This is a genomic window from Marinifilum breve (genome assembly GCF_003202155.1).
Lineage (GTDB): Bacteria > Bacteroidota > Bacteroidia > Bacteroidales > Marinifilaceae > Marinifilum > Marinifilum breve.
Window position 1 is genome coordinate 181,933 of sequence record NZ_QFLI01000002.1, and the last position, 24,846, is coordinate 206,778.

Genomic DNA, 24,846 nt, shown 5'->3' on the forward strand with positions numbered 1-24,846 from the left:
AAAGTCGAAAAGAAATGAATAATATGCTGGATTTTAAAGTAGACGAATCGAAATGTACAACTTGCGGTCTGTGTGCTGGTGATTGCCCAATGGGTATCATTAACATGAATCAATTGCCATCAATTGAAAGTGAAGAGGAACAATTGTGCCTAAAATGTCAACACTGTATGGCAGTATGCCCTACCGGAGCACTTTCTATATTAGGCAAAGAACCTGAAAACAGCCTTAAAAATTCTCGCACATTGCCAGATCCAAAACTGATGAGCGAGATGATTAAAAATCGTAGATCAGTTCGCAAGTACAAAAAAGAAGTTTTAGACAAAGAATTCATCAATGAGTTGTTAGAAACAGCTTCTTACGCACCGACTGGACACAATGACAATGGCGTGCATTTTACTGTGATTGATGAAACCAATACCATGCAACAATTCAGAGAAATGGTTTATGCATCGATTAAAAAAGCTGGCGATGCAGGAGAAATAAAACCTCCTATGGATTTCATCTATGGTCTGCAGAAATTGTGGGAACATACTGGAGAAGATCGCCTTTTCTGGAAAGCTCCACATCTCGTAATTGCTTCGGCTCCTAGTACTAATGTAACGCCAGTTGAAGATTCATTAATTGCACTTAGTTATTTTGAGCTTCTTGTCAACGCCAATGGAATAGGCACATTATGGGATGGAATGATTAAATGGGCCATTAATGATTTGGATACTGACTTGAGAAAAGCACTTGGAATACCAGGTGATCACAAAATTGGATACGCGATGTTGTTCGGTAAGCCAGCAATTAAATATCCTAGAGCAATACAATCGGAAGGAATTCACATCAGTTCTGTTAGTTTAAAGTAGGCTTCTGCCTACTTTACTCGTTTTTAAATACCTGAAACCAGGTAATTATCCTGAACTATAAATCTAATTTTTAATGAAAGTATTAGTTATTTCATGCAGCCCAAGGCCAAAATCCTCCAGTCTAGCATTGGCACAACACACCATCAATGCCTTGGAGAAAAATGGTGCTGAAGTTGAGATTTATCATGTAAGGAATAAAAACCATCAAGTATGCAGAGGCTGTAAGGCTTGTGTGAAAAAACACAAATGCATATTAAAAGATGATATGATTGAACTTCATGACAAAATGAAGGCTGCAGACGGTATTCTAATGGTTAGTCCGGTATATTTCTACGATGTAAACGCTCAATGTAAAATTATAATTGACCGAAGTTATGCAGTTCAACCCTTAAACGGAAATAAGCTTGGAGCATCAATTATTACAGCTGGAAGTTTGGGACATATGGGTGCAATCAATACGATCAGCAATTTCTTTCTTGTACAAGGAATAGCCAACCTTGGCTTTGTTTCTGCCTACAACACAGAGCAAGAACTAAGCAAAGGCATTGAGTCCGCAAAACAGCTAGGAATTAAAATGGTTAAAGCCATTAAACTGATGCAAACATCAGAAGGGACACCATTTTCTATGCATAATCATTACTCATACGGAACGCATACTTTTTAAGACAATAGCATTGAATTCCAGTCATATAATAAATTTCAATGAATAAAACGATGACACAATACTTCAAACCTATATTACTAATTTTAGTATTTACCATTAACACAAATACAATGAGTGCACAGAATAATAAAATTGAACAAGACAAGTATCTGGAACCAAGCGTGGATTATGCCACTTTAATGAAAGAAATCAGAAACAGACAATTTACCAGAAATGACATTAAAAGTTTTGTGTATAAAGTATTTGTCATGTACGAAAGAGCTACTTGTGAAAATGAACATGTTAATGTAGATGAATTTAAACCTTTTATTGATGAAAATATTTACGTGGACTTTCCTGATTACCAAATTAGATCATGGAATGACTATGTAGAATGGCATCAATGGATTCATAATCTTTTGGAGTCCGATGATCATGATATAGAGAAGATAAACGTTGAATTTCTTGTTAATGGAAAATATCAGGTCGCTTTTGATGTACGTTGGCGTGGTTTGTTCAAAGATGGTACTTATCTTGATAATACGATTCGACAAGTATGGATTATGAGAGAAGAAGAAGGAAAACAGCTTCCTGTAATCGAAAAATATATTGCGAAAGTTAATGACCCAATGGTAATCGCTAATTAATACCATTATTCCCTCAATTAGTATAAGTGTTGAGCATAGCTTGCAAATATCTTTACCCAAAATAAAACAACACGAAGAATGAAAAGAAATATCTTAATTACAGGCGGTTCAGCGGGCATGGGCTTAAGCACTGCTATCAAATTTTCCGAAAATGGCGATCAGGTAATTATTACTGGACGTAATCGCGAAAAATTAGAAGAAGTAAAACAAAAATATCCGAACATATATACCATTGCTTCTGATGTTTCCATTAGTGAAGAGCGAAAAGCATTGATGAGTGAAATTCAAAAAAAGTTCGGACATATTGATATTCTATTCTCCAATGTTGGAGTTGGAATTTTTAAACCATTGACAGAAATTTCAGAAGATGAGTTCGATCAATTGGTGAACATCAACTACAAAGGCACTTTCTTTTTAATTCAAGAAGCTTTAAAAATAATGCCTGATAATAGTCGTATTATTGTAAATGCTTCCTGGACGCATCACAGAGGCTTATACTCCTCTGCCCTATATGGTTCTACCAAAGCAGCCATAAGTCACTTGGTTAAAAGCTTATCGATAGAATTGGCCGACAGAGGAATCAATATCAATGCAATTAGTCCGGGATACATCAATACTGAACAATTTAATGAAGAGATGCTTGGAGAACAAGTTGCTCAGGCACGCAAAAAGGAAGTACCATTGCAACGTTTTGGAAAACCTGAAGAAATAAGTGGCATAGTATATTTCCTTTCTTCTCCGGAAGCCAGTTATATTAATGGTCAGGACATCCTAATTGATGGAGGCCTAACCGCAGTGCATAACTATTAAAACCAAAACATATGAACACATTAACCAAAAGAATCACAATTGCGCTTTCTATCATCTTACTTTTAAACTTCCTAAGCAATGTTCAAACATTTGCCACCAGCAAGATTGAAGGTAAATCAGATTACGACCACAAAGCTCGTACAGAATATAGCGTGAATGATGTCATCGCCTTTATATATCAATGGTTCGCAGCCTTCGATCACCAAAAGGAAATTGATTATTATCTGAAACACATTGCAGAACCTGTGGATATGAATTTTCCTGATTTTCCAATCAAATCAAAAGATGATTTTAAACGTTGGTACAAGAGTGTTGAAGACAATATTATTTGGAACAGTCATGCCCTTCGAAATATTCAGGTAAGCGGAAACGAAAAAGATGCTTGGAAAGCCAGCTATGATGTAGAGTGGAAAGCGATTGACAAAGAGAATCAACATATTGAGATGATCATTCATCAGGATGTAGAATTGATTCGCAAAGGAGATATTCTAGAAATTGCACATCATAAAGCCTACATGAAGGATCTCAATCATCAGAACACACATTTATCGGCCTTAATGAAAGCTGCGGGAAATGGCAATGCTAAATTGGTAAAAGACCTGATTGATAAAGGAGCTAATATTTTTACTCTCGATCCTATTACAGGTACAAGCGTGGTCCATTTTGCTGCTCAGGGAGGCAATGTAGATGTGATGAAAATATTGGTGGACAATGGTGCTGAGGCAATAATTAACTTACAGGCTGCCAGCAATAGCTTTTCTCCTTTAATGGTTGCTACCTGGTATCAAAATCCTGAAATGATCAAATATCTTTTAAGTATGGATCACATTAATGTAAATTTAAAAGATCAGTTCGGAAGAACCGCATCTCAATTTCCTGTGCCAGACAATAGAAAAACGTCTTTACATCCTATAGATCAGGAAATCGTTAATATCTATAAAGAGTATGATAGCAAATACAAAGAATACATGTCTGAAAAATTTGAACAGGATGGAATAACACCTAAAAATTTACCTGAGGATGTGAAAGCAATTGTTGCTCATAAGGCTAGTTATAAAGGAAATCCTGAGATTATGGAGATGATTGTGAAGCATAGGGATTTTGATAAAATTAAAGATGCACAAGGTCCAACCAACGGATACACTCCACTCCATGATGCCATTTGGCACGGAAATACAAAAACAGCCAAAATCTTGATTAATGCAGGTGTAAATACAAGCATTAAAGCTTGGGATGGATTGACTCCACTTGAATTGGCAAAGAAAAAAGGCTATCAGGAAATAATAGAATTATTTACTACAAAGTAGTCAAATATCCCTTGGTGGTGATGGATTTAGATTTTTGACCATACCCTGTATCGAGTGATACATGGTCAGGGTATCGAGAGATACATAGACCAGGGAAAAGGAGTATGAAACAAATTTCGAACTGAAGGCAGGTATTTACCAAGCCGTATAGCTCCCTATTTGGCTAAAAGATTGCATTAAGTAGACTTTTCGAGATTACATTAAAGATTAACTTTTTATTAACAGTGCACTATCAACCTATAAATCTACTAAGTACACATTTATGTAACCATATCACAGACTTGTAATACGTCTATTTGTTATAGTTAACATTTAACTTTGTTGTAACAATAAAAGGAAGTATGCAGCATTAACGTATACTATTACTAGATATATCAATATCACAAATAATTATTCAAATGAAAAAAATAACAATTTATTCATCTATATTCCTTTTGTTTATTGCATTTGCATGTAATCAAAAAGATAAAAAACAGAGTTCTCAAAAGAAGATTTTATTTGTATTAACTTCTCATGATCAATTAGGAAATACTGATGAGAAAACTGGTTATTGGTTAAGTGAAGTTTCACATCCTTGGCATGTATTTACAAAAGCTGGATATACTATTGATTTTGTATCTCCTAAAGGAGGAAAAGTACCTATGGATCCAAGAAGTAATGATACTAATGACAGTATCAACAACTTATTTTTAAATGATAATTTCTATCGACAAAAAATGGTAAATACCATGCAACCAAATGAAATAAACAAAGGTGAATATGAAGCCATTTTTTATGCCGGAGGTCATGGTACCATGTGGGATTTCCCGAATAATACTGCTTTAAGTGAAATTACAAGTAAGATTTACGAAAATGGTGGAGTTGTTGGTGCAGTTTGCCATGGTCCTGCTGGAATTGTTAATGTGAAACTTAGCAACGGAAAATACTTGGTAAATGGAAAAAAAGTTAGTGCTTTCACCAATAAAGAGGAGACCGCACTTAAATTAGACACGATTGTTCCTTTTTCTCTTGAAGACCAATTAGTAAAAAATGGAGCTATTATGCAAAAAGCTGATATGTGGCATGAAAAAGTGTCTGTAGACCAAGGGCTGGTTACAGGTCAAAATCCTCAATCAGCAAAAGCTGTAGGTATGGAAATGCTTAAATTATTAAAAAACAAATAAACAATCAGCAACCTGAGTTTTATCAAAATCATGCAAAACAAATTTATAGAGAGCATCGCAAACACGGTGCTCTTACTATTATTTTTTATGGCCGCAGTTTCCTACAACGGGAAATTGTTTGGTCACAAAGCTGAAGATTTATTCAAATCCAAGAAAGATGGAATTACAATAGTTCCTCCATCTAAATCACAACTACAAACATTAGGTATACACGGAAGTTTGCTTAGAGAAGAAAGTAAGGGAGTCTGGACTACTGGAGAAGATTTAAGTGCAGACAGAGTAATCAATACGCTCGCTTTTAGCAAAGGAGTATATGGTTTTGGAGGTCCAACTCCCCTACTTCTGCAACTTGATTCTAGCAACAGAATCAAAAACATTCTTCTACTTGAAAATAATGAAACACCCGATTTTATTGCTTCAATTGAAAGCGACGGAATCATATCCCAGTGGATTGGCAAGAATTACAAGGATATGTCAACGCAAAAACCAGATATCTTGTCTGGAGCAACCATGACCTCAAATGCCATTAACCGTTCAATTTTAAATAGTTTGCAATCGGTTAGTAATGGTAGCAACAGTACGAATTGGTTTGCCATGATGGATATCAAGACAATTGCAGCACTATTGGTAATCATTTTGGGAGTGATTGTTTCTTTTAGGTATAAAACAAATAAACACGTACGAACCATACAATTGGTTTTAAACACTGTTGTTTTAGGATTTTGGTGTGGTAAATTTATTTCCATTAATGTTTTGTTGGGATGGACAGCCAATGGAATGAATCTACTAACCAGCAGTGTAGTGTTTCTGATGTTGGTACTTTCCATTGTAATGCCTCTATTCTTCAAAAAGAAATCATTCTATTGCAACTGGATATGCCCTTTTGGATCGGCACAGGAACTGGCAGGTAAATTAAACAAGAAGAAATTTCATCCCAGTCCATCACTAATGAAAGTCTTAAAGCATACTCAAACTTTCATTACACTGGCTGTATTCTTTTGTTTGTGGATGGGAATCGCTTCTGATATCGTAAACTACGAGCCATTTTCAGCTTTTATATTTAAACATGCTTCACTTGCAGTACTAATTATTGCTGGAATCAGCCTACTTATTTCTATTATCACACCGCGCCCTTGGTGTCGATTTGTATGTCCAACTGGTCAAATTTTGAATTGGACCAATAAAATGTAAATCATGAATATTCAAAAAACTCTAAATATTATTCTTGCACTTTCTCTTGTGGTTTTATTGATTAAAGTGAATCAAGGCGAAGATATTAGCAAATCTGGTGATTCGGCTGAAGTAACAGATTACACCAATATCCCTAAAAAGAATATTGGAAATCACGCTGCTCTGTATCCAACGCCAACAACAGTTGTGGGTACAAAAGTAGATGGGAAGGTCAATTGGATTGCGATAGCACACATTGGAAATATTGGTTTCGATTGCCTAATATTAAGCTCTGGAAAGTCACATTACTCAAATCAAGGTATTAAAAAGAATGGAACTCTTTCAGTCAACCTGGTATCGGAATCGATGATGGTACCGGCCGACTTTGTTGGAATGAAATCTGGAAAAGATGTTGACAAATCAAATGTATTTGAATATTTTGAAGGTACATTAGAAAATGCACCAATGATCAAGTCATCACCCATTACGATGGAATGTGAGGTAATCGATGTATATGACACGGAACATCACGATAATTTTATTGTGAAAGTTGTAAATACATATGTAAGCGAAACCGTTCTAGATGAAAATGAGAAGATTGATTTTAACAAAGTAAAACCACTCTTGTTTGAAATGCCAAAACGTGGTTATTACAAAGTTGGAGAACGAGTTGGTGATGCCTGGAAAGAAGGAAACAAGTTCAAAAATCAATAATAAAACAGTAAGGAATATGAAAGTAGTAGCAATTAATGGTAGCCCTAAAAAAGAAGGCAACACTTATCACGCACTTAGATTGGTATGTGAGCAATTAGAAGCCAAAGGAATTGAAACAGAAATTTTACAGGTTGGTATTAAAAATGTGAAAGCATGTACTGCTTGCAATATGTGTGCAAAAAATCAGGATGAGAAATGTGTAATCAAAAATGATGACGTAAATGACTGGATCCAGAAAATGAAAAATGCTGATGGAATTCTTCTTGGGTCGCCAGTTCACTATGCTTCATTGGGTTCAGCAATGAAGTCATTTCTGGACCGTGTTTTCTATGTGAGCGGTGTAAATGGTTATATGTTCCGTCACAAGGTGGGTGCATCAGTTGCTGCTGTTCGTCGTTCAGGAGGATTACCTGCTTTTAATGAAATGAACAACTATCTGAACTATTCTGAAATGATGATTCCAACATCAAATTACTGGAATGTAATCCACGGAACCATGCCTGGCGAAGTGCACCAAGATGAAGAAGGTGTTCAGATCATGAGAGTTTTAGGTAAAAACATGGCCTACCTGATGGAACTTATTGAGAATGGCAAAGAAAAAGTAGAAGCACCAGCTCCTGAAAAGAAAGCATTTACACACTTTATCAGATAATCACTTTACTAGTTTATGAGTATTAAAAACATTGGAACCGCACAGATTGTAAATATTCTTTTGGCAGTCTGTGTATTATTATTGATCTTAAAATTCAGTTCAAAACCTGAGCAAAAAATGGATTCAGAAAATCATACATTGGAAATCATACACAATAGAAAGAGTGTAAGAAACTATACCGATGAAAAGGTAAGCAAGGAACAACTGGAAACTTTGGTAAAAGCAGGAATGGCTGCTCCAACGGCTGTTAACAAGCAACCTTGGGCTTTTATCGCAATTGATGACAGGGCTACTCTAGATCAATTGGGTGATGCACTTCCTTATGCCAAAATGGCTAAAAAGGCTAGTGCTGTAATTATTGTTTGTGGTGATCTTAGCAAGGCTTTACAAGGCTGGGAACAGGAGTTTTGGATTCAAGACTGTTCTGCTGCAACACAAAACATTCTTCTTGCTGCAGAATCCATGGGACTGGGTGCTGTTTGGACCGCAGCATATCCTGCAAAAGACAGAATGGAATCAGTAATTGATATACTAAATTTACCAGAACATATTATTCCATTAAATGTGATTCCTATCGGATATCCAACTGGTGTTGAAAAACCAAAAGACAAATGGAAACCAGAGAATCTGCATTGGCAGAAATGGTAAATGATTTAAAAATTCACTTAAAACAATTAATATGAATTGGAAATACCTGATTGCAGCATCGCTTTTATTAAGCGTCTTAGCTTGTAAACCAACTAAGAAAACACAGTCAAATAATTTAGAAGTAACTGCTTCGTCCGATAAGCAATGGACGGGAGTTGCAGTAAGTAAGGAAACCCGTCTGTTCGTAAACTATCCAAAATGGTCGAATGATGTACCCATTAGTGTTGCGGAAATTGTAGATGGTAAAGCAGTGGCCTTTCCTAATCAGGAATGGAATAATGCTGACAATGAGGAATCTTTCCAGGCTGTTCAATCGGTAGTTGTTGATGACCAAAACAAACTATGGGTATTGGATACCAGAAATCCTCTTTTCCAAGGAGTTTTGGAAGGAGGTCCTAAATTGTACGTTTTCAACTTGAATAGCAATCAAAAAGAGAAAGTATATCAATTTCCAGAAGGTGTTTACCAGCCAAACTCTTATTTTAATGATGTTCGAGTTGATACCAAGAATCAATTCGCTTATATGACTGATTCAGGAAACGGAGCATTAATTGTTTTGAATTTGCAATCGGGAGAATCAAAGCGAGTATTGGACCACCACTACTCCACCGAAAGCGAAGTGGATCACCTGATTTGTGATGGAATCAAATGGGAAAACTCTGTCCATTCCGATGGCATTGCCCTATCTCCTGACAAGCAATTTTTGTATTACATAGCCTTAACGGGACATAGTTTGTATCGAGTTCCTACTGAAACATTACGTTCTCAAAACTCTACGGATGAGCAAATCGCAGAACAGGTAGAAATGGTAAAAAAAGTACCTGCTACCGATGGAATGATGTTCGATAAAGAAGGAAATCTATGGTTGGGCGGTTTGGAAGACAACTCCATTAATGTTCTGGAAAGAGATGGCAACATCAAAAAGCTGATTCAAGATGAAATCATTCGTTGGGCCGATTCGTTTGCTATGGATCTGAAAGGAAATGTTTATTTCACGACATCACAAATTCATTTGCCAGAAAATCAAAGAAAGCAATATCAAGTAATTAAATTATCAAAATAAGAAATGCATACACTTAAATATCAGAATGCAGATCAAATGCCAATTTTAGGCCTTGGAACCTGGAAATCTGCACCAGGAGAAGTCTACACAGCTGTAAAAGAAGCTGTAAAAATGGGTTACCGCCATATTGACTGTGCGGCAATATATGGTAATGAAAAGGAAATTGGTCAGGCTTTAAGTGAGTTAATTCAAGAAGAAGTTGTAAAACGCGAAGAATTGTGGATTACTTCAAAACTTTGGAATAATGGCCATGGAAAAGACAATGTTGTTCCAGCTCTGAAACAAACACTTGCCGATTTACAATTGGAGTATCTTGATCTATACTTAATCCATTGGCCAGTGGCTTTTAAGCCAGGTGTTATGGGTGCTGAAAAAGCGGAAGATTATCTTTCTCTGGAAGAACAACCAATTGCCGATACCTGGTTGGGCATGGAAGAAGCTGTCAAGTTAGGATTAACACGAAATATTGGAGTAAGCAACTTCTCTGTTACCAAATTGAAAGCTTTAATGGAAGTCGCAAGCATTAAGCCAGAGATGAACCAAGTGGAACTACATCCTTATTTTCAGCAAAACCAAATGGTAGAATATTGTCACAGCAATAACATTCACGTGACAGCATATTCACCACTAGGATCTTCTGACAGACCAGAAGGACTGAAACAAGAGGATGAGCCTATTCTTTTGGAAGACAAAAATATTGAAGCGATTGCAAAAGCCAAAAACGTTTCTATTGCCCAGGTCATACTGGCTTGGATTGTACAACGTGGTATTTCTGTGATTCCTAAATCGGTTAATCCTGCACGTTTAAAACAAAATCTGGCTTCCGCTGACATTACATTAAGTGAAGCTGAAATGCAGCAAATGGAAGCCTTAAATATAGACCGACGATATGTAGATGGAAAATTCTGGGAGGTTCCAGGTGGCCCATATACCGTTGCTAATGTGTGGGATTAGTAACATTTAATACTATGCCCATGTCATATTTCTCATTGACATGGGTATATTTGTAAGTACCTAAGATTATTACCCTGTGCTTTATGATTCAAAAAATTTCAAACATCCAAGAGCTATATCAGCTAACCGGTTTTGATCACACGCCTCTTTCTGATCATTTTGATATCATCACACACCAGGAGACCTATCCTAGTACCCGCAAAATGGTTCCTGCTCACCGCAGAGATTTTTTTTCAATCATCTTTCTTGAAAATCAACAGGAAGGTGAAATGCAGATCAACCAGGATAAGCATGCCAATCAGGAAGACATTCTATTCTTTCAAGGGCCTCAACATGTATTTAGTTTTGTGAGAGGAGAATCGATGACTGGCTTTCTGATATTCTTCAAGCCTGAGTTTCTTTTGCCACTAAAGAGCGATGTTGTTTCAAACTTTTCCTTCTTCAGAAGTAGTGAAAATAACTTGTTTCATTTAAACAACTCTGACAAAAAGGAATTTGTAAGCTTGTTCAAAATGATCAAGTCTGAGAGTCAGAATCAAGAGGTTGTGAAAGCCCTATTACTTGCCTTACTTGAAAAAGCTACAATACTTCAGGAAAAACACCAAACCATTGAAAAAGCTATACCTGGTGAATATCAATTGGTGAATAACTTTAAAAGGTTGGTCAACAATCATTTTATTGAAGAGAAATCTGTTGAATTTTATGCAGTCCAATTAAATCTCACTGCGAATTACCTGAACAATAGAATTAAAGCACATACAGGTAAAACTGCAAAAGAACACATTTCAGAAAGAATCCTGCTTGAAGCAAAAAACATGTTGCTGTATACTGATTTTGACATTGCAGAAATCAGTTTCCGACTGAACTTCTCTGAACCTACCTATTTTGGGAAATTCTTTAAGAAACACACAAAAAGTACTCCAAAAGCATTTCGTTCAAATCGCTAATTATTGCCATTTTTACCGTTTTTTGTCTCACCTTTTTAAGGACTACTTCCCTACCTTTGTAATACAAATGTGTTATGGTGAAATAATAAGTCGTTAAAAAAATAGTAAGCATGTTAGATTTCAAAGTAAATAACGAAAAGTGTATAAGCTGTGGTCTTTGCGCCAATGAATGTCCGGTTGGAATTATCGATATGAAGGATATTCCTTCAATAGAACAGGAAAAAGAAGAGTTATGTATCAAGTGTCAACATTGTATGGCTGTTTGTCCTACAGAAGCACTTTCTATTTTAGGTAAAAACCTGGAAGAAAGCCTAAAGAACAAAGGTAACTTACCTGATCCGAAGGCTATGGGTGAGATGGTTAAAACTCGCAGATCAATTCGTAAATACAAACAAGAAAATATTAGTAAAGAATTGATTAATGAACTTTTAACAACAGCATCTTTCGCTCCAACAGGAGGTAATAGCAACAGTGTACAATTTACTGTAATTGACAATTTGGAAGCCATGCATAAATTTAGAGACTTGGCTTATTCTTTAATAAAAAACCAAGGCGAAGCTGGAAAAATAGATGAAAAACTAAGCTTTATAAACGATTTTCAAAAGGGATGGTACCAAAATGGAACTGATGTAATTTTTAGAGGAGCTCCTCACCTTTTAATTGCTTCCGTGCCAAAAACAGCTCTTTCTCCCGAAGAAGACACATTAATCGCATTAAGCTATTTTGAATTACTTGCCAATGCTAATGGTATTGGAACTCTTTGGAACGGATTGGTTAAATGGACCATTAATGATGTAGCCAATGAGCTGTTGGAAATACTGGAAATACCAAGCGATCACAAGATTGGATATGCCATGCTATTCGGAAAACCAGCTGTAAAATATCCTAGAGCCATTCAATCGGAAGGCGTGCACATTCATACCGCTAAAATTGATTAATTGACAAGCGAAGAAATAGTAATGAAATATTTATCGAAAAAGTCTAAGGACAAAAAGATAAATTAATTAGATTGATAAGAATTCTTAAAAAGAGGCTTCTGTGCTGTAAAGCAAGAGAAGCCTCTTTTTTATTTCAAAACCATTCAAACTAGATATAAGAAGAATCAAATTTCCTTTAGAATTCTCGTAGCTTACCTATTTAAAAGACCTTTAAGACATTATCACATAGTATTTCCAAGACTTTTCAATCAAATCGCTAATTATTACCATTTCTCCCTTTTTTAGTATTATCACCTGCCCTGCTTCCTGAGCTACTTTTGTATTAACAAATTTAAAGAAAGATAAGATGAACAAAGTAGCATTAATTACCGGAGCCAATCAAGGATTAGGTTTTGGTTTAGTACAAAAATTAAATGAGTTATACGGTGAGAATGACACCATTTACCTGGGCGTTCGCAGACCGGAAGCAGGTGAAGAAGCAATCAAATCAATCGAAAAAGTAAATGCACAACTGGAAGTCATTCGTCTGGATGTTAGCAAAGAGGAAAGCATTGAAGAAGTAAAAAATGCCATTGTTCAGAAACATGGTGGTATCGATTTAGTGATCTCCAATGCTGCAGCCCGCATGTCTAAAGAGCTTGCTAATAAGGAGCAGGTAGAAGGTTTTATTCAAACCAATAACATGGGAGCCTACTACATGTTGAAACATTTCCAAGCAAACCTTAAAGCCAATGGTACATTTATGGTAGTAGCAAGTGCTTTTGGTTCACTTCTTCATTTAAATGGCAACCTGCATTCTCTATTCAATACTGATAATATGAGCCTGGAAGACATCAACAAGGTAATTGAAGATTACGTAGCTGATGTAAAAGCAGAAAAGGATTCAGAAAAAGGATGGCCGGAATGGATCAATGTTCCTTCTAAAATTGCTCAAGTAGGTTTAACTCGTGTAGCAGCAAGAGACGAAGCTGTAAATCATCCTGAAAAAAACACAAAGATCTATTCTGTTTGCCCGGGATTGGTTGATACTGATGCTTCCAGACCATTTTTCGATAATATGCACGAAGCACAATCACCTTACGATGCAGCTGGTCATATTATTGATCTAATTGATAATAACACAGATGAATATTCAGGTAAATTGATACAGTTTGGTAAAGAATTACCATGGAATTAATTGAATTAGGGCGTGTGAGAGCATAAGCAATTTGAGCAGACACGCCCACCCAAAAATTAGGATAGCTTACTTTCTCTTCACCGGAGGTAGTAAGAGCCTTACGTGAGCTATCAAAATAAATACGTAATTTTTAAGTACAAGCAGGTATAATAATCTCAAAAATTAGAGACATGAAAGCAATTCAGATTACCCGGAACGGTGGTGCCGAAGTATTAGAATACAAAGATGTGCAAACTCCTGTTCCTGCAAAAGGACAAGTGTTGATAAAAGTGCATGCAGCTCCTGTCAATTTTATCGATACCATTTTACGAGAAGGAAATATGCCTCCAGGTATGATGCCTGAACTTCCATTTATTCCAGGAGTTGAAGGAACAGGTGTAATTGAAGATGCCAACGGAACACACCTAAACAAAGGTGATAAAGTTGCTTTCCTTGGGGTAATTGGTTCGTCGGTTTATGCAGAATATGCTTTGGTAGATGCCAATAAGCTGGTTGTACTAAACAATGATGCAAATTTGCAAGAGGCAGCCGTATTGCCTGTCAATTACTTCACGGCTTACCACATGCTTAAAAATGTTGCCAGAGTTGAAGCCGGTAAAACTGCCTTAATCTATGCCGCATCAGGTGGTGTTGGTACTGCATTGATTCAGATTGCTAAATTATTGGATCTTAAACTCGTTGCATTGGAACGCAGAGATGAAAAAGTAGAAAATGCACTACAAATGGGAGCCGATTATGCCTTTAATACTTCCAATGAAAATTGGATGACACAAGTTAAAGAAGCAGTTGGAGAAAACAGCATCGATTATGTATTCAATCCTGTTGCCGGCGATAGCATTAAAAACGATCTGGAATTGATAGCTCCACTTGGACATATCGTTGTTTTTGGTTTTCTGGGTGGCATGGGAGAATTTAATTTGATGCAAGAGTTAATGAATAATTTTAGCAAAGCTCCTAGCATTTCTTTTTCTGAATTATATGCCACATACTTCAACAATTACCCAATGGTAGATGGCGGATTGAAAGAACTTTACCAATGGTTAGACGAGGGCAAAATTAAGCCTGTTTATGAAAGCATGCCATTGAGTGAAGCCAAAGCTGCTCATGAAAAATTGGAAAAAGGTTTGGTTCGTGGTAAACTAATTTTAACAGTGGAATAATTCAATGAAAACAGCAGATAAGAATAAACAAACTGTATTGGCTTTTTATCAAGCCGTTGAAGAAATAAATGTAGAAGCTTTAGTAGGCTTATTCAGCGAAGATTGTGTGCATGTAAATCCATATGCTTCTGATATATTACCTGAAGGTGCTCATGGTAAAGAAGGTATTCATGCGTATTGGACTCCCGTTTTTGAAAGCTTTAAAGGAGTAGAAATGACCATTGAAGAAATGTATGCCATGGAAGATCCATCAATGGTATATGTGAAAGCCAAAGGGAAAGTCATACTTAAGGATGGCTCGGATTACAACAATGATTACTTCTTAATTTTCAAATTCAATGAAGCAGGAGAAATCCAACATTATACCGAGGTTTTTAATCCTATTGTGGCAATAAAATCATTCAATTTATTAGATCAATTAAAATAAGATAAAGTAGATGAATCATGAACAATTGGAAAGTTTTGTCCATAACTGGTTTTCTGATCTAGATCAACTGAAAGCATCGGAGGTATTCCTTGAAAGACTGGACGAAAATTTTGAGTTCAATATTTACGGAACAAAGCTATTTGGGCACAAAGGATTTTTAAGCATTTACAGTGGAATGCAAAAGAAATCAGACATTACAGCACACCACATAGCCAGCAATATAGTTTCAAAACAAGTGGCAGATCAGCTTTATCAAATCAATTTTGACATTGCACTTGAACACCATATTGCCAATAAGATAGTGAGCAGGTCAGAATCTGTGGAAAAATGGCTGGTAAAACTAGAAAACGATAGGCTAATTATCATGGCTTACGCAATTATCTAAAAGCTTAGAAAATGAAAACAATATTAATAACAGGAGCTACCGATGGTTTGGGAAAAGCCGTAGCCCTGGAACTGGCAAAAGAAGGTCATACTCTGGTGTTGCATGGTCGTAATCCACAAAGAGGTGAAGCTTTGCTTAAACAAATCGAAAAAGAAACTGGAAATACCAATCTGAAATATTACAATGCAGATTTTGCTGAATTATCACAAATCAAACAACTTGCTCAGGAAGTGTTAGAGAATGAGCAACAGCTAGATGTCTTAATCAACAATGCAGGATTGGGAATTGAACCTTCGAGACGTACTAGCAAAGATGGAAATGAGATGCTTTGGCAGGTAAATTATTTGGGAACCTATCTACTTACAAAGCTTCTTAAACCTCTCTTGAAAAAATCAGCTCCTTCGCGAATCGTGCAAGTTGCCTCGGCAGGACAAGCAGCTCCTAATTTTGAAGACATCAACCAGGAAAAACATTGGACTGGATACCAAGGCTATTGTCAATCGAAACTTGCACAAATCATGCTAGCCGTTGAATTGGCAGATGAATATGCCAAAGATGGAATCAGCATGAATGCCTTACACCCGGCAAGTTTAATGCCTACTAAAATCGTTCAATCTCCAATGGATACCATTCCTGATGGAGTAAAATCGGTGGTAACACTTGCTATAAGCGACAAACTTATCAATACCAATGGGAAGTATTTTTTCAAAAGAACACAAGAAAAAGCAGATGCTACTGCCTATGATGAACAGGTTAGGAAGCAACTGATGGAACTATCCTATGAAATGACTGGGGTTTAAAATGAATAGAGTGTGCATCCTTAGGCTAATGCGCACTCTATTTTCCTAATAATGCTCTCTGTATCCCCTTAAGGATGCACACTGCATTAGCCTAAGGATAGATTTTCAATTCAAGTATCACATGTAAAATATTAGTTCTAAGTTCATAACAATGCAGTTTCCACAGATAAAAAAACTTGATGGTAATGAAGCAATAAAAAAAAACGTGCTTAGGAAAATAAAAAACGTAAGCACGTTTTTTTCAACTGATAATTATGCCTCATTTTCAATTTATTACAAAGGACTTTTTAAACTGATTTTTGCCCTTTCTTTTTAAGGTCTTCAACATCTCAAAAATATGAAACATTACATAGCCTAAGTGTTAAAGGTCTCATAGCTTAAGTCTGAACGATCTCACATTTACTTCTATCCAATCTATGAAGAAATAAATCATTCGTTAAAAACTGAATTATTATTTAATTTTGGAGAATAATATATCAAGCCGAAATTTTATTGAAACAAGAGAACTTATTTAACTGATGCAACTCTTTAAAACCATATCCGAATACTGCAATGCCATTGGAATCAAACCACCCAAGCATCCACATTTCGACATTCGTCGTTTTGAAGAAAATAAAGAATACATTCGAACAAAAATGTTGCCTTTCCGCCATGAATTCTACTTTATTGCGATCAGAACTTATGGTGAAGGAAAAGTAAAATCAGGCCATCATACCCAATTTCCAGAAGGAGTAACCATTTATTTTAATACTCCATTTCAAATTCAGTCCTGGGAGATTGATCAAGAATGGTCTGGCTATTATTTAATCTTTTCTCAAGACTTTCTCAGCTCTTCGCATTATTTCGATCGCGTTTTGGATGATTTCCCTTTTCTGAAAATTGATGCATCCTTGCCTTTTAAAATTGATCAGAAAGACCTACCTGAACTTGTAAGCACCTACGATAAAATCAAGCAGGAATATATAAGTGATGATGAAGATAAATTCAATTTTATAGAGATATATGTATTGGAGCTTCTAAATCAGATTAAACGATTATTCAAAAAACATCACAGCGCAAAAACTGTTCAAGAACAAATACTTAAAGCTGATTTAAAGTTATTGTCTCGCTTTGAAAATCTGGTAAAAGCAAGTTTTTGTTGCGCCACAAAAGTTGAGCTTATTTCAAACCCGCATTCTCCTTCTGATTATGCGAATGAATTAAATGTTCACCCTAACCATTTAAACGCTGTTGTAAAATCAATTACAGGTCAAACAGCCTTAAACCATATCCACAATCACATTTTGCAGTTGGCAAAAGCGGATTTGGCACAAACCAATACAAGTTCCAAAGAAATTGCATACAAACTACACTTTAGTTCTCCTGCTAAATTTAGTGCCTTCTTTAAAAAACATACCGATTTATCCCCTCTTTCCTACCGGAAAAACGCCAATCTTTGAATTGGGAAATCTTTGATTTGAATTGGGAAATCCAATCCCTTTTTCACCTATTATTTTTGCATTGTTGAGAAGATTAAACAGTTCATATCTTTTTGAGTATATGGTCATGTTGTGACATTTTATTCAGGTTATAAAGGATATGCAACTGTTTTTTAAAAGCTTATTGATTTGTGTGTACAACATATAAATAAACAAGAATAACAATATAGAAAAAATTACAGATGAACAAGGTAGCATTAATTACAGGAGCCAATCAAGGTTTAGGTTTTGGTTTAGCTCAAAGATTAAATGAGTTATATAAAAAGAATGATACCATCTACTTGGGTGTTCGCAGACCAGAAGCTGGCCAAGAAGCAATTGAAGCTATAGGAAATACAAATGCCCAATTAGAGGTTATATATATTGATATCAGCAAAGAAGAAAGTGTTGTAGAAGCTAAAAATTTCATTCTGGAAAAACACGGAGGAATAGATTTATTGATTGGTAATGCAGCACAAAGACTTTCTCAAGAGAAATCAAATAAGGATCAAGTTGAGAGCTATATTCACACTAATATTTATGGCACTTACTCCTTATTGAAACATTTTCAACCAATCCTAAAAAATGATGCCAAATTTATAATTGTTGCCAGTGCTTTTGGCTCACTATTAAATCTAAATGAAAGTTTACATCCTCTATTTAATACAGATAGCATGAGTTTAGAAGATATTAATAAAACCATGCAAGATTATGTAGATGATGTAAAAACTGAGAACGATTTAGAAAAAGGATGGCCTGAATGGATTAACACACCTTCAAAAATAGGACAAGTTGCTCTAATGAGAATCGCTGCCAGAGAAGAAGCTTCAAATCATCCTGAAAAAAACACCAGCATATTTTCTGTATGTCCTGGATGGGTTTATACTGAATCTTCAAAACCATATATAGATAGTATGGGACAAGATGCCTTATCAGCTTATGATGCAGCGGAGCACATCATTAAGCTGGTAGCCAATACAAAAGATAATTTTTCTGGTAAGTTGATACAATATGCCAAAGAAATACCTTGGAATTAGTTGAAACCTTATCCAAGGTAACAAGCTTTCTATTCTTTGAAATGGGAAATCATTGATTTGAAATGAGAAATTTGCTTACCATTTTACTACCTAATTTTGCTATATAAATACAACAAAGCAGTTCATTTTTTTATGCTCTCATTTTAATTGCCATATGCATTATTGAGTTTAAGTTCTGAATCCTGCTTTTTTTACAAGCCACTGATTTGTATGTACAACTTATAAAAGAAGTATTGATCAGATCTGAATACGAGGAAATTTTAAAATAAAAAAGGAATAAAATGCCAGTAGTTAATTTTAAAGGTGCTCAATTAAGCACAGAACAAAAGAAAGAGTTGATTCAAAAATTTACAGAAATCACAAAGGAAGTAACGCACTCTCCTGATCCATTTATAACTGTAATTATAGAAGAATACAACGATGACAGCATGGGTGTTGGTGGAAAAACAGTAAGTGAAATCAAAGCAGAATTCAAAAAATAAACACAATGAAACGAGCATGATTAAAATAATTATTAAAACACAAACGACAATGATTATTTTGATCATGCGACTTCCATATGACCTTAACAAGAAAATTATGAACATATGAAAAAAGCAATATTAGTAGGCTCTACAGGAGTTATCGGATCAAAAGTGAAAGAACTGCTAAGCGCAGAATATGAAGTAATCACTGTAAATCGAACAAGTGGAGATTATCAAGTGGACATGGCAGATGTTAATGCTGTTGAGAACATGTTTAAAGAAATTGGTGCCTTTGATGCCTTGATTACAACCAGTGGTTATGGCAAATGGGGAAGCATTGATGAGCACAGCATTCAAGATTTTCATGATGGCCTTAACAGCAAATTGATGGGACAAGTTAACATGGTAATGATTGGTAGAAAATATGCCAATGAAGGTGCCAGCTTTGTTGTTTCAACGGGTATTTTGGCTCAATATCCAGTTGAGGGAGGCCTATCTTTAGGAATGATTAACGCAGGATTAGAAGCTTTTGTTCGTGGCGCAGCTCTAGAAATGAAAAACATGACTATCAATGCCGTAAGTCCATCATTTGCAAAAGAAACCATGGAATTGATGGGAATGGATTCATCAACTGGAGTTCCTGCCATTGAATTTGCAAAACTATATAAAGAAGCTATTGAATCCGGGAAATCGGGTGAAATATATCATGCTTCGTAAATGTTATAGATTTTTTAATTGACCAGACTGTTTGACTATGAAAGTGGGGAAATTTTAATACGCCCCACTTTCTTCATCAGAAAAAACACACTGATGTAATTCCGACTTGAAATCTCCCACTCACCTACCTCTATCCATTTCTACAATAATCATTTACAAAAGTATTTTGCATGAATATCAATTTAAATGCCTACAAGGAGCATATTGATTTAGATCAAAGTTTTACTCCTAATCTCGACAAACATTCACTTGATGAACTTTTAACAGCATTAATTGAAGAGCCCAGTGGAATGGCTCTATTAGGTAGACTCGATTTAAAAAATGAGAACTACACTCAAAGAGATTTGATTAGAGCATTATTAACAGTACGACCATCAGGAAATTTATCTGATTCCTTAGTGGGCTTGGTAGATTCAATGCTTCAAAATGAACTAAAAGACAAAAGTGTCACGAATCATCAGCAAATTCCTCGTATTGAAAGCGAGTATCCGGCTAGTAATTCTGTTAGTGTTTGGAATGGAGATATTTCAACATTAAAAATAGATGCAATTGTGAATGCTGCCAATAGCCAGATGGAAGGTTGTTTTGTCCCTTTCCATAACTGCATTGACAATGTAATTCATAATGCAGCAGGAATAATGCTAAGGGAAGATTGCGCAGAAATAATGAATTTACAAGGAGAACTGGAACAAACAGGAAATGCAAAAATAACCAGGGGATACAATTTACCTGCTCAATATGTAATGCATACCGTTGGACCAATTGTACGAACAAGCCAACCAACAAATATGGATGCTATGGAATTGGCAAAATCTTATGAATCCTGTCTGAATGTAGCCAAGGAATACGGACATATTAAATCCATTGCTTTCTGCAGCATTTCCACAGGAGTTTTCGGCTATCCAATTGAAGAAGCTGCTAATGTAGCATTGTCAACAGTTGCAAAATGGCTAGAAAGCAATCCCAATACAATCGAACATGTTGTTTTTAACACCTATGGAAAAGAAGCAACAGATACATACATGAGGATTTTAAAAGAATGGAGGGAATAGAATGAACATCGAAAAAGCAATACAAGCCATCTCTTCGGCAGATGCCATTTTAATTGGTGCCGGAGCAGGAATGTCGGTACCCGCAGGTATTGATTTAATGGATCAGGAAAGCTTTGCCAAGAACTATCCTGCAATGCTTCAATATGGTTTTACTTTTGGTTATCAACTGATGGGTTATCCTTATCATGATGACAGATTGAGATGGGGATATTTATCGGCAAGCTTAAACAACATGCTTCAACTTGGTAAGGATCAGACTTATCAAAAGTTACTACAATTGGTTAAAGACAAAGATTATTTTGTATTGACTACAAATATTGACAGACTCTTTCATAAGAATGATTTTTCCGAAGATAAAATTTATACGCCTCAAGGAGATACATTTTATTTTCAGTGCAAATTACCTTGCACCGATGAGGTGTGGGATGCACGCGAACAAATTCAGGAAATGGCACAAAATGTTGATCCTGAAACTCAATATTTAACCAATGAAGATTTGATTCCACGATGCCCCAATTGTGGAGGTGAAGTATATATGAATGTTAGAAGTGGAGGCTTTTTCATTGATGATCCATATCAACAAGGGGCAAAAAATCTAAATAATTGGCTGAAAGAAAACAGTCAAAAAAAGCTACTATTTCTCGAGATTGGTGTAGGCTACAATACACCAGGGGTCATTCGCTACCCTTTTGAGAACATGTACAGTCAATTGAAGCATGCTGATTTTGTTAGAATCAATGCTGATTATTCTGATGTTCCAGAAGGAGGAATTGGTTTAAAGATGGATATCGACAAAGCATTGGATTATTTTATAAACAACGATGCAAAATTGCAATAAAAAAACTATTCAAGTGAACAAACTATCCAAAATATCCCAGGAATGCTGCCTTTACTTTACAGCCAACTCCTTCAGCAGACTCATAAGCGAAATGGCAGATGAAGAATTCAGATTTACAGGTATGGCTCCCTCCTATGCATATCTGATGCTACTGGTGGTTGATGAGCCTGGATTAAGTCAAAATGAATTGAGTACAAAGATAAATCTAAAGCCTTCAACACTAACTAGATTCTTTGATAAGTTGGTACAAAGAGGAATGGTAAACAGGGTTCAGAATGGTCGTGAAATCAACATTTATGCCACTGATAAAGGTCATAAGACAAGAATCTTAATTGAATCTGCCTTAAATAATTTGCACAAAAAGTATAGTCTGATTCTTGGTGAGGATTTCGCAGCACAACTTACCGCAGATATTAATAAGGCTACAAATTTTATGAATGCTTAATAATGAATCATCAAAAAGAGATAGAAAACAAAAAAGAACTGATTGTGGAAGAGTATGCAGTCTTACTTGAAAAACAAGAAAAGCTTTCCCCCATTGCCGCCAGAATTATATCTCTGTTACTTATTGACAACAGAGTCGCATTGACTTTCGATGAGCTTTTAAATTACTTAAAGGCAAGTAAAAGTACAGTGTCCACCAATTTAAAAAGTTTGGGAAATGCCGGTTTTGTTGAATATTTTACCAAATCCTGCGATAGGAAAAGATACTTCTGCTTGTCTGAATCAGGCTATAAACTCCGAATAGAAGAAATTTTAAAGTCATACCAGCAAGAGTTAAGCTTGATAAAGAAAATCATGGCTTTTAAAGATGAGGCTAATCAAATAACTCATAATACAACAAAAAGATACAGAAATGGCAATGAAGCACCATATACAAATTTCCTGTCCAAAATCATCAATTGCATAAAATCAACTTAAAATTGATACCAACAAGACTGTTATCGCCATAGAAAAGGTGTTGCTCCTCCTCCAATATTTAAACATTTTTTATATTTGAGAAAAATCTATCTACATGCAACACTTCAAAACCATTACCGAATACTGTAAAGCAATTGGAATATCAGCACCCAAACATCCACATTTCGATATTCGTAGGTTTGAAGAAAATATGGGAAACATCACTTCAAAAATGCCTCCTTTTCGCCACGAGTTTTATTTTATTGCAATAAAAACTGATGGTGAGGGAATGAGTTACAGTGAACACCACAAAAACTTTCCTAAAGGCATTACCATTTTCTTTAATTCCCCGTTTCAGATCATCTCATGGGATATTGTCCCAAATTGGTCTGGCTATCATTTAACCATCTCGCAAGACTTTCTTGCTTCTTCTTATCATTTCGACACACTACTTGAAGACTTTCCTTTTCTGAAAATGGATGAGTCCATCCCATTTGAAATTAATCCGGATGACTCTCCAATAATTTTAGCGATATACGATAAAATTAAAGGCGAATACGAAAGTAATAATGATGACAAGTTTAATTTAATTCAGGTGTATGTATTGGAATTACTAAATCATATCAAACGATTATTTTATAAAAATGTTGATATAAAAAAAGTTGAAGAGCAGATACAAAGCTCAGATCTGAAACTACTTTCCCAATTCGAAAATTTACTACAAAAAGGTTTTTGTCCCGAAACAAAACTCGGCGCTTTTGACAATCTACACTCTCCTTCCTATTACGCTAATCTTTTAAACATTCATCCCAACCACCTAAGCGCGGTTATCAAATCCATAACTGGAAAAACTGCATTAAACTACATACACAATTTTATTGTACAACGCGCAAAAACCGCACTGGCACAAACCAATACAAGTGTTAAGGAAATTGCCTACAATCTTCACTTTGATTCTCCGGGAAATTTCAGTTCATTCTTTAAAAAAAACATAGGAATGACACCTCTATCCTACAGAAAAAACCACTAATATACCACATGAGTCATGCCTTTAGATTTCTATGAATACACAGTGTGACAATAAACGTAATACTCTTTTACAAACAAATCGGTGTAATCTTAGAAATTCAAACTTCTTACTTAAAAATTAAAACTTTATTCGCTGGAGAGTCATCTATATTTGCATTGTAATGATTGACAAGTCGTAATGGCAAATAAAATTCATGAAACGATTTTCCAACTTGTTTACAAAACAATAGAGGTCATTTTACAGACCTATTCAGTTGTATGTACAACGTTGTAAGTATTTACTCAATAACAAATAATAATTACAGAAATATGAAAATAATTGGGATCAACGGAAGTCCAAGAATAAATGGCAACTCGGCGCAACTTTTAGAAATCATGCTAAAACAAACCGAACAATATGGAGCAAGCACTAAGACTTACCATCTTAATAAGATGAATTTCAAAGGATGTCAAGGATGTTCAAGCTGTCGTGAAAAAGGGAATTGTGTCCTTAAAGATGATATGAATGTTCTATTAAAAGAAGTGAAAGAGGCGGATGTTGTAATTTTATCCTCACCTGTTTATATGTGGCAGATGTCAGCACAAACCAAACTATTTACCGATAGATTGATGCCACTCCTAAAGTCAGACTACAGCTCTCGATTAGTGGGACAAAAGTTGTTAATGCTTTACACGCAAGGAAACACTAACTGTTCGCAATTCTCTACCTACTTCGAATACACAAAAAACATGTTTTCTTTTTTGGGCTTCCGAGTACTTCCTCCTTTTGTGGCTGGTGGATTTCACCATGAAAATGATATTCAGAAATATCCGAACATCATTCAAAGGGCCAAACAAAGTGCAGAGGCCATAATGATGGCAGATTGTATTTAATTATCGATTCTTATCCTGACAAT

At 35.6% G+C, this 24,846-nt stretch carries 29 protein-coding genes; all 29 read left to right on the forward strand.

Annotation, left to right across the window (positions count from 1 at the left end; genetic code table 11):
* Positions 1–14 precede the first annotated feature (14 nt).
* The 29 genes from DF185_RS04815 (at position 15) to DF185_RS04955 (ending at position 24,823) form a co-directional block, all read left to right on the forward strand.
* Positions 15–851, forward strand: a complete 837-nt coding sequence (locus DF185_RS04815; RefSeq protein WP_110359610.1) for a nitroreductase family protein — start codon at positions 15–17, stop codon at positions 849–851.
* Between the two features lie 73 nt (positions 852–924).
* Positions 925–1,515, forward strand: coding sequence for a flavodoxin family protein (locus tag DF185_RS04820; RefSeq protein ID WP_110359611.1), 591 nt, complete (start codon positions 925–927; stop codon positions 1,513–1,515).
* A 110-nt stretch (positions 1,516–1,625) separates the two neighbouring features.
* Positions 1,626–2,141: a hypothetical protein gene (locus DF185_RS23755; protein WP_207784582.1), complete on the forward strand. Its 516-nt coding sequence runs from the start codon at positions 1,626–1,628 to the stop codon at positions 2,139–2,141.
* 78 nt (positions 2,142–2,219) lie between these two features.
* Positions 2,220–2,951, forward strand: a complete 732-nt coding sequence (locus DF185_RS04830; RefSeq protein WP_110359612.1) for an SDR family NAD(P)-dependent oxidoreductase — start codon at positions 2,220–2,222, stop codon at positions 2,949–2,951.
* An 11-nt stretch (positions 2,952–2,962) separates the two neighbouring features.
* Complete coding sequence (locus tag DF185_RS04835) at positions 2,963–4,258, forward strand: ankyrin repeat domain-containing protein (protein WP_110359613.1); 1,296 nt, start codon at positions 2,963–2,965, stop codon at positions 4,256–4,258.
* Positions 4,259–4,656: 398 nt separating this feature from the next.
* Positions 4,657–5,421, forward strand: a complete 765-nt coding sequence (locus DF185_RS04840; RefSeq protein WP_110359614.1) for a type 1 glutamine amidotransferase domain-containing protein — start codon at positions 4,657–4,659, stop codon at positions 5,419–5,421.
* A 30-nt stretch (positions 5,422–5,451) separates the two neighbouring features.
* Entirely contained in the window at positions 5,452–6,612 is a 1,161-nt protein-coding gene (locus DF185_RS04845; RefSeq protein WP_110359615.1) for an FMN-binding protein, read from the forward strand.
* Between the two features lie 3 nt (positions 6,613–6,615).
* Positions 6,616–7,305 carry a flavin reductase family protein gene (locus DF185_RS04850; protein ID WP_110359616.1) on the forward strand — a complete coding sequence of 230 codons (690 nt, stop codon included), beginning with the start codon at positions 6,616–6,618 and terminating at the stop codon, positions 7,303–7,305.
* 16 nt (positions 7,306–7,321) lie between these two features.
* Positions 7,322–7,957: a flavodoxin family protein gene (locus DF185_RS04855; RefSeq protein ID WP_110360121.1), complete on the forward strand. Its 636-nt coding sequence runs from the start codon at positions 7,322–7,324 to the stop codon at positions 7,955–7,957.
* Positions 7,958–7,972: 15 nt separating this feature from the next.
* Positions 7,973–8,605, forward strand: a complete 633-nt coding sequence (locus DF185_RS04860; protein WP_207784583.1) for a nitroreductase family protein — start codon at positions 7,973–7,975, stop codon at positions 8,603–8,605.
* A gap of 31 nt (positions 8,606–8,636) precedes the next feature.
* A complete protein-coding gene (locus DF185_RS04865; RefSeq protein ID WP_110359617.1) occupies positions 8,637–9,668 on the forward strand; it encodes an L-dopachrome tautomerase-related protein in 1,032 nt (343 codons plus the stop codon).
* A 3-nt stretch (positions 9,669–9,671) separates the two neighbouring features.
* On the forward strand, positions 9,672–10,622 hold the full coding sequence (locus DF185_RS04870) for an aldo/keto reductase (RefSeq protein ID WP_110359618.1): 951 nt from the start codon (positions 9,672–9,674) through the stop codon (positions 10,620–10,622).
* Positions 10,623–10,705: 83 nt separating this feature from the next.
* Positions 10,706–11,569: a helix-turn-helix domain-containing protein gene (locus DF185_RS04875; protein ID WP_110359619.1), complete on the forward strand. Its 864-nt coding sequence runs from the start codon at positions 10,706–10,708 to the stop codon at positions 11,567–11,569.
* 110 nt (positions 11,570–11,679) lie between these two features.
* Positions 11,680–12,507, forward strand: coding sequence for a nitroreductase family protein (locus DF185_RS04880; RefSeq protein ID WP_110359620.1), 828 nt, complete (start codon positions 11,680–11,682; stop codon positions 12,505–12,507).
* A 346-nt stretch (positions 12,508–12,853) separates the two neighbouring features.
* Positions 12,854–13,684 (forward strand): SDR family NAD(P)-dependent oxidoreductase, encoded by an 831-nt coding sequence (locus DF185_RS04885; RefSeq protein ID WP_110359621.1) that lies wholly within the window; start codon positions 12,854–12,856, stop codon positions 13,682–13,684.
* A 170-nt stretch (positions 13,685–13,854) separates the two neighbouring features.
* Complete coding sequence (locus DF185_RS04890; protein WP_110359622.1) at positions 13,855–14,844, forward strand: quinone oxidoreductase family protein; 990 nt, start codon at positions 13,855–13,857, stop codon at positions 14,842–14,844.
* Between the two features lie 4 nt (positions 14,845–14,848).
* Positions 14,849–15,271, forward strand: a complete 423-nt coding sequence (locus DF185_RS04895) for a nuclear transport factor 2 family protein (RefSeq protein ID WP_110359623.1) — start codon at positions 14,849–14,851, stop codon at positions 15,269–15,271.
* Positions 15,272–15,281: 10 nt separating this feature from the next.
* The gene (locus DF185_RS04900; RefSeq protein WP_110359624.1) at positions 15,282–15,656 is read left to right on the forward strand and encodes a hypothetical protein; all 375 of its coding nucleotides are present in this window, start codon (positions 15,282–15,284) and stop codon (positions 15,654–15,656) included.
* A gap of 11 nt (positions 15,657–15,667) precedes the next feature.
* Positions 15,668–16,456 carry an SDR family NAD(P)-dependent oxidoreductase gene (locus DF185_RS04905; RefSeq protein WP_110359625.1) on the forward strand — a complete coding sequence of 263 codons (789 nt, stop codon included), beginning with the start codon at positions 15,668–15,670 and terminating at the stop codon, positions 16,454–16,456.
* 518 nt (positions 16,457–16,974) lie between these two features.
* Positions 16,975–17,895: a helix-turn-helix domain-containing protein gene (locus DF185_RS04910; protein ID WP_110359626.1), complete on the forward strand. Its 921-nt coding sequence runs from the start codon at positions 16,975–16,977 to the stop codon at positions 17,893–17,895.
* A gap of 221 nt (positions 17,896–18,116) precedes the next feature.
* A complete protein-coding gene (locus DF185_RS04915; protein WP_110359627.1) occupies positions 18,117–18,950 on the forward strand; it encodes an SDR family NAD(P)-dependent oxidoreductase in 834 nt (277 codons plus the stop codon).
* 281 nt (positions 18,951–19,231) lie between these two features.
* Positions 19,232–19,432 (forward strand): 4-oxalocrotonate tautomerase DmpI, encoded by a 201-nt coding sequence (gene dmpI, locus DF185_RS04920; protein ID WP_110359628.1) that lies wholly within the window; start codon positions 19,232–19,234, stop codon positions 19,430–19,432.
* A gap of 105 nt (positions 19,433–19,537) precedes the next feature.
* The gene (locus DF185_RS04925) at positions 19,538–20,131 is read left to right on the forward strand and encodes a short chain dehydrogenase (RefSeq protein ID WP_110359629.1); all 594 of its coding nucleotides are present in this window, start codon (positions 19,538–19,540) and stop codon (positions 20,129–20,131) included.
* Between the two features lie 170 nt (positions 20,132–20,301).
* Positions 20,302–21,183, forward strand: coding sequence for a protein-ADP-ribose hydrolase (locus DF185_RS04930; RefSeq protein WP_110359630.1), 882 nt, complete (start codon positions 20,302–20,304; stop codon positions 21,181–21,183).
* Position 21,184: 1 nt separating this feature from the next.
* Positions 21,185–22,021: an SIR2 family NAD-dependent protein deacylase gene (locus DF185_RS04935; RefSeq protein ID WP_110359631.1), complete on the forward strand. Its 837-nt coding sequence runs from the start codon at positions 21,185–21,187 to the stop codon at positions 22,019–22,021.
* 13 nt (positions 22,022–22,034) lie between these two features.
* Complete coding sequence (locus DF185_RS04940; protein ID WP_165835944.1) at positions 22,035–22,466, forward strand: MarR family winged helix-turn-helix transcriptional regulator; 432 nt, start codon at positions 22,035–22,037, stop codon at positions 22,464–22,466.
* A gap of 2 nt (positions 22,467–22,468) precedes the next feature.
* Positions 22,469–22,942, forward strand: coding sequence for a GbsR/MarR family transcriptional regulator (locus DF185_RS04945; protein ID WP_110359633.1), 474 nt, complete (start codon positions 22,469–22,471; stop codon positions 22,940–22,942).
* A gap of 94 nt (positions 22,943–23,036) precedes the next feature.
* Complete coding sequence (locus DF185_RS04950; RefSeq protein WP_110359634.1) at positions 23,037–23,951, forward strand: helix-turn-helix domain-containing protein; 915 nt, start codon at positions 23,037–23,039, stop codon at positions 23,949–23,951.
* A gap of 308 nt (positions 23,952–24,259) precedes the next feature.
* On the forward strand, positions 24,260–24,823 hold the full coding sequence (locus tag DF185_RS04955) for a flavodoxin family protein (RefSeq protein WP_165835945.1): 564 nt from the start codon (positions 24,260–24,262) through the stop codon (positions 24,821–24,823).
* Positions 24,824–24,846 lie beyond the last annotated feature (23 nt).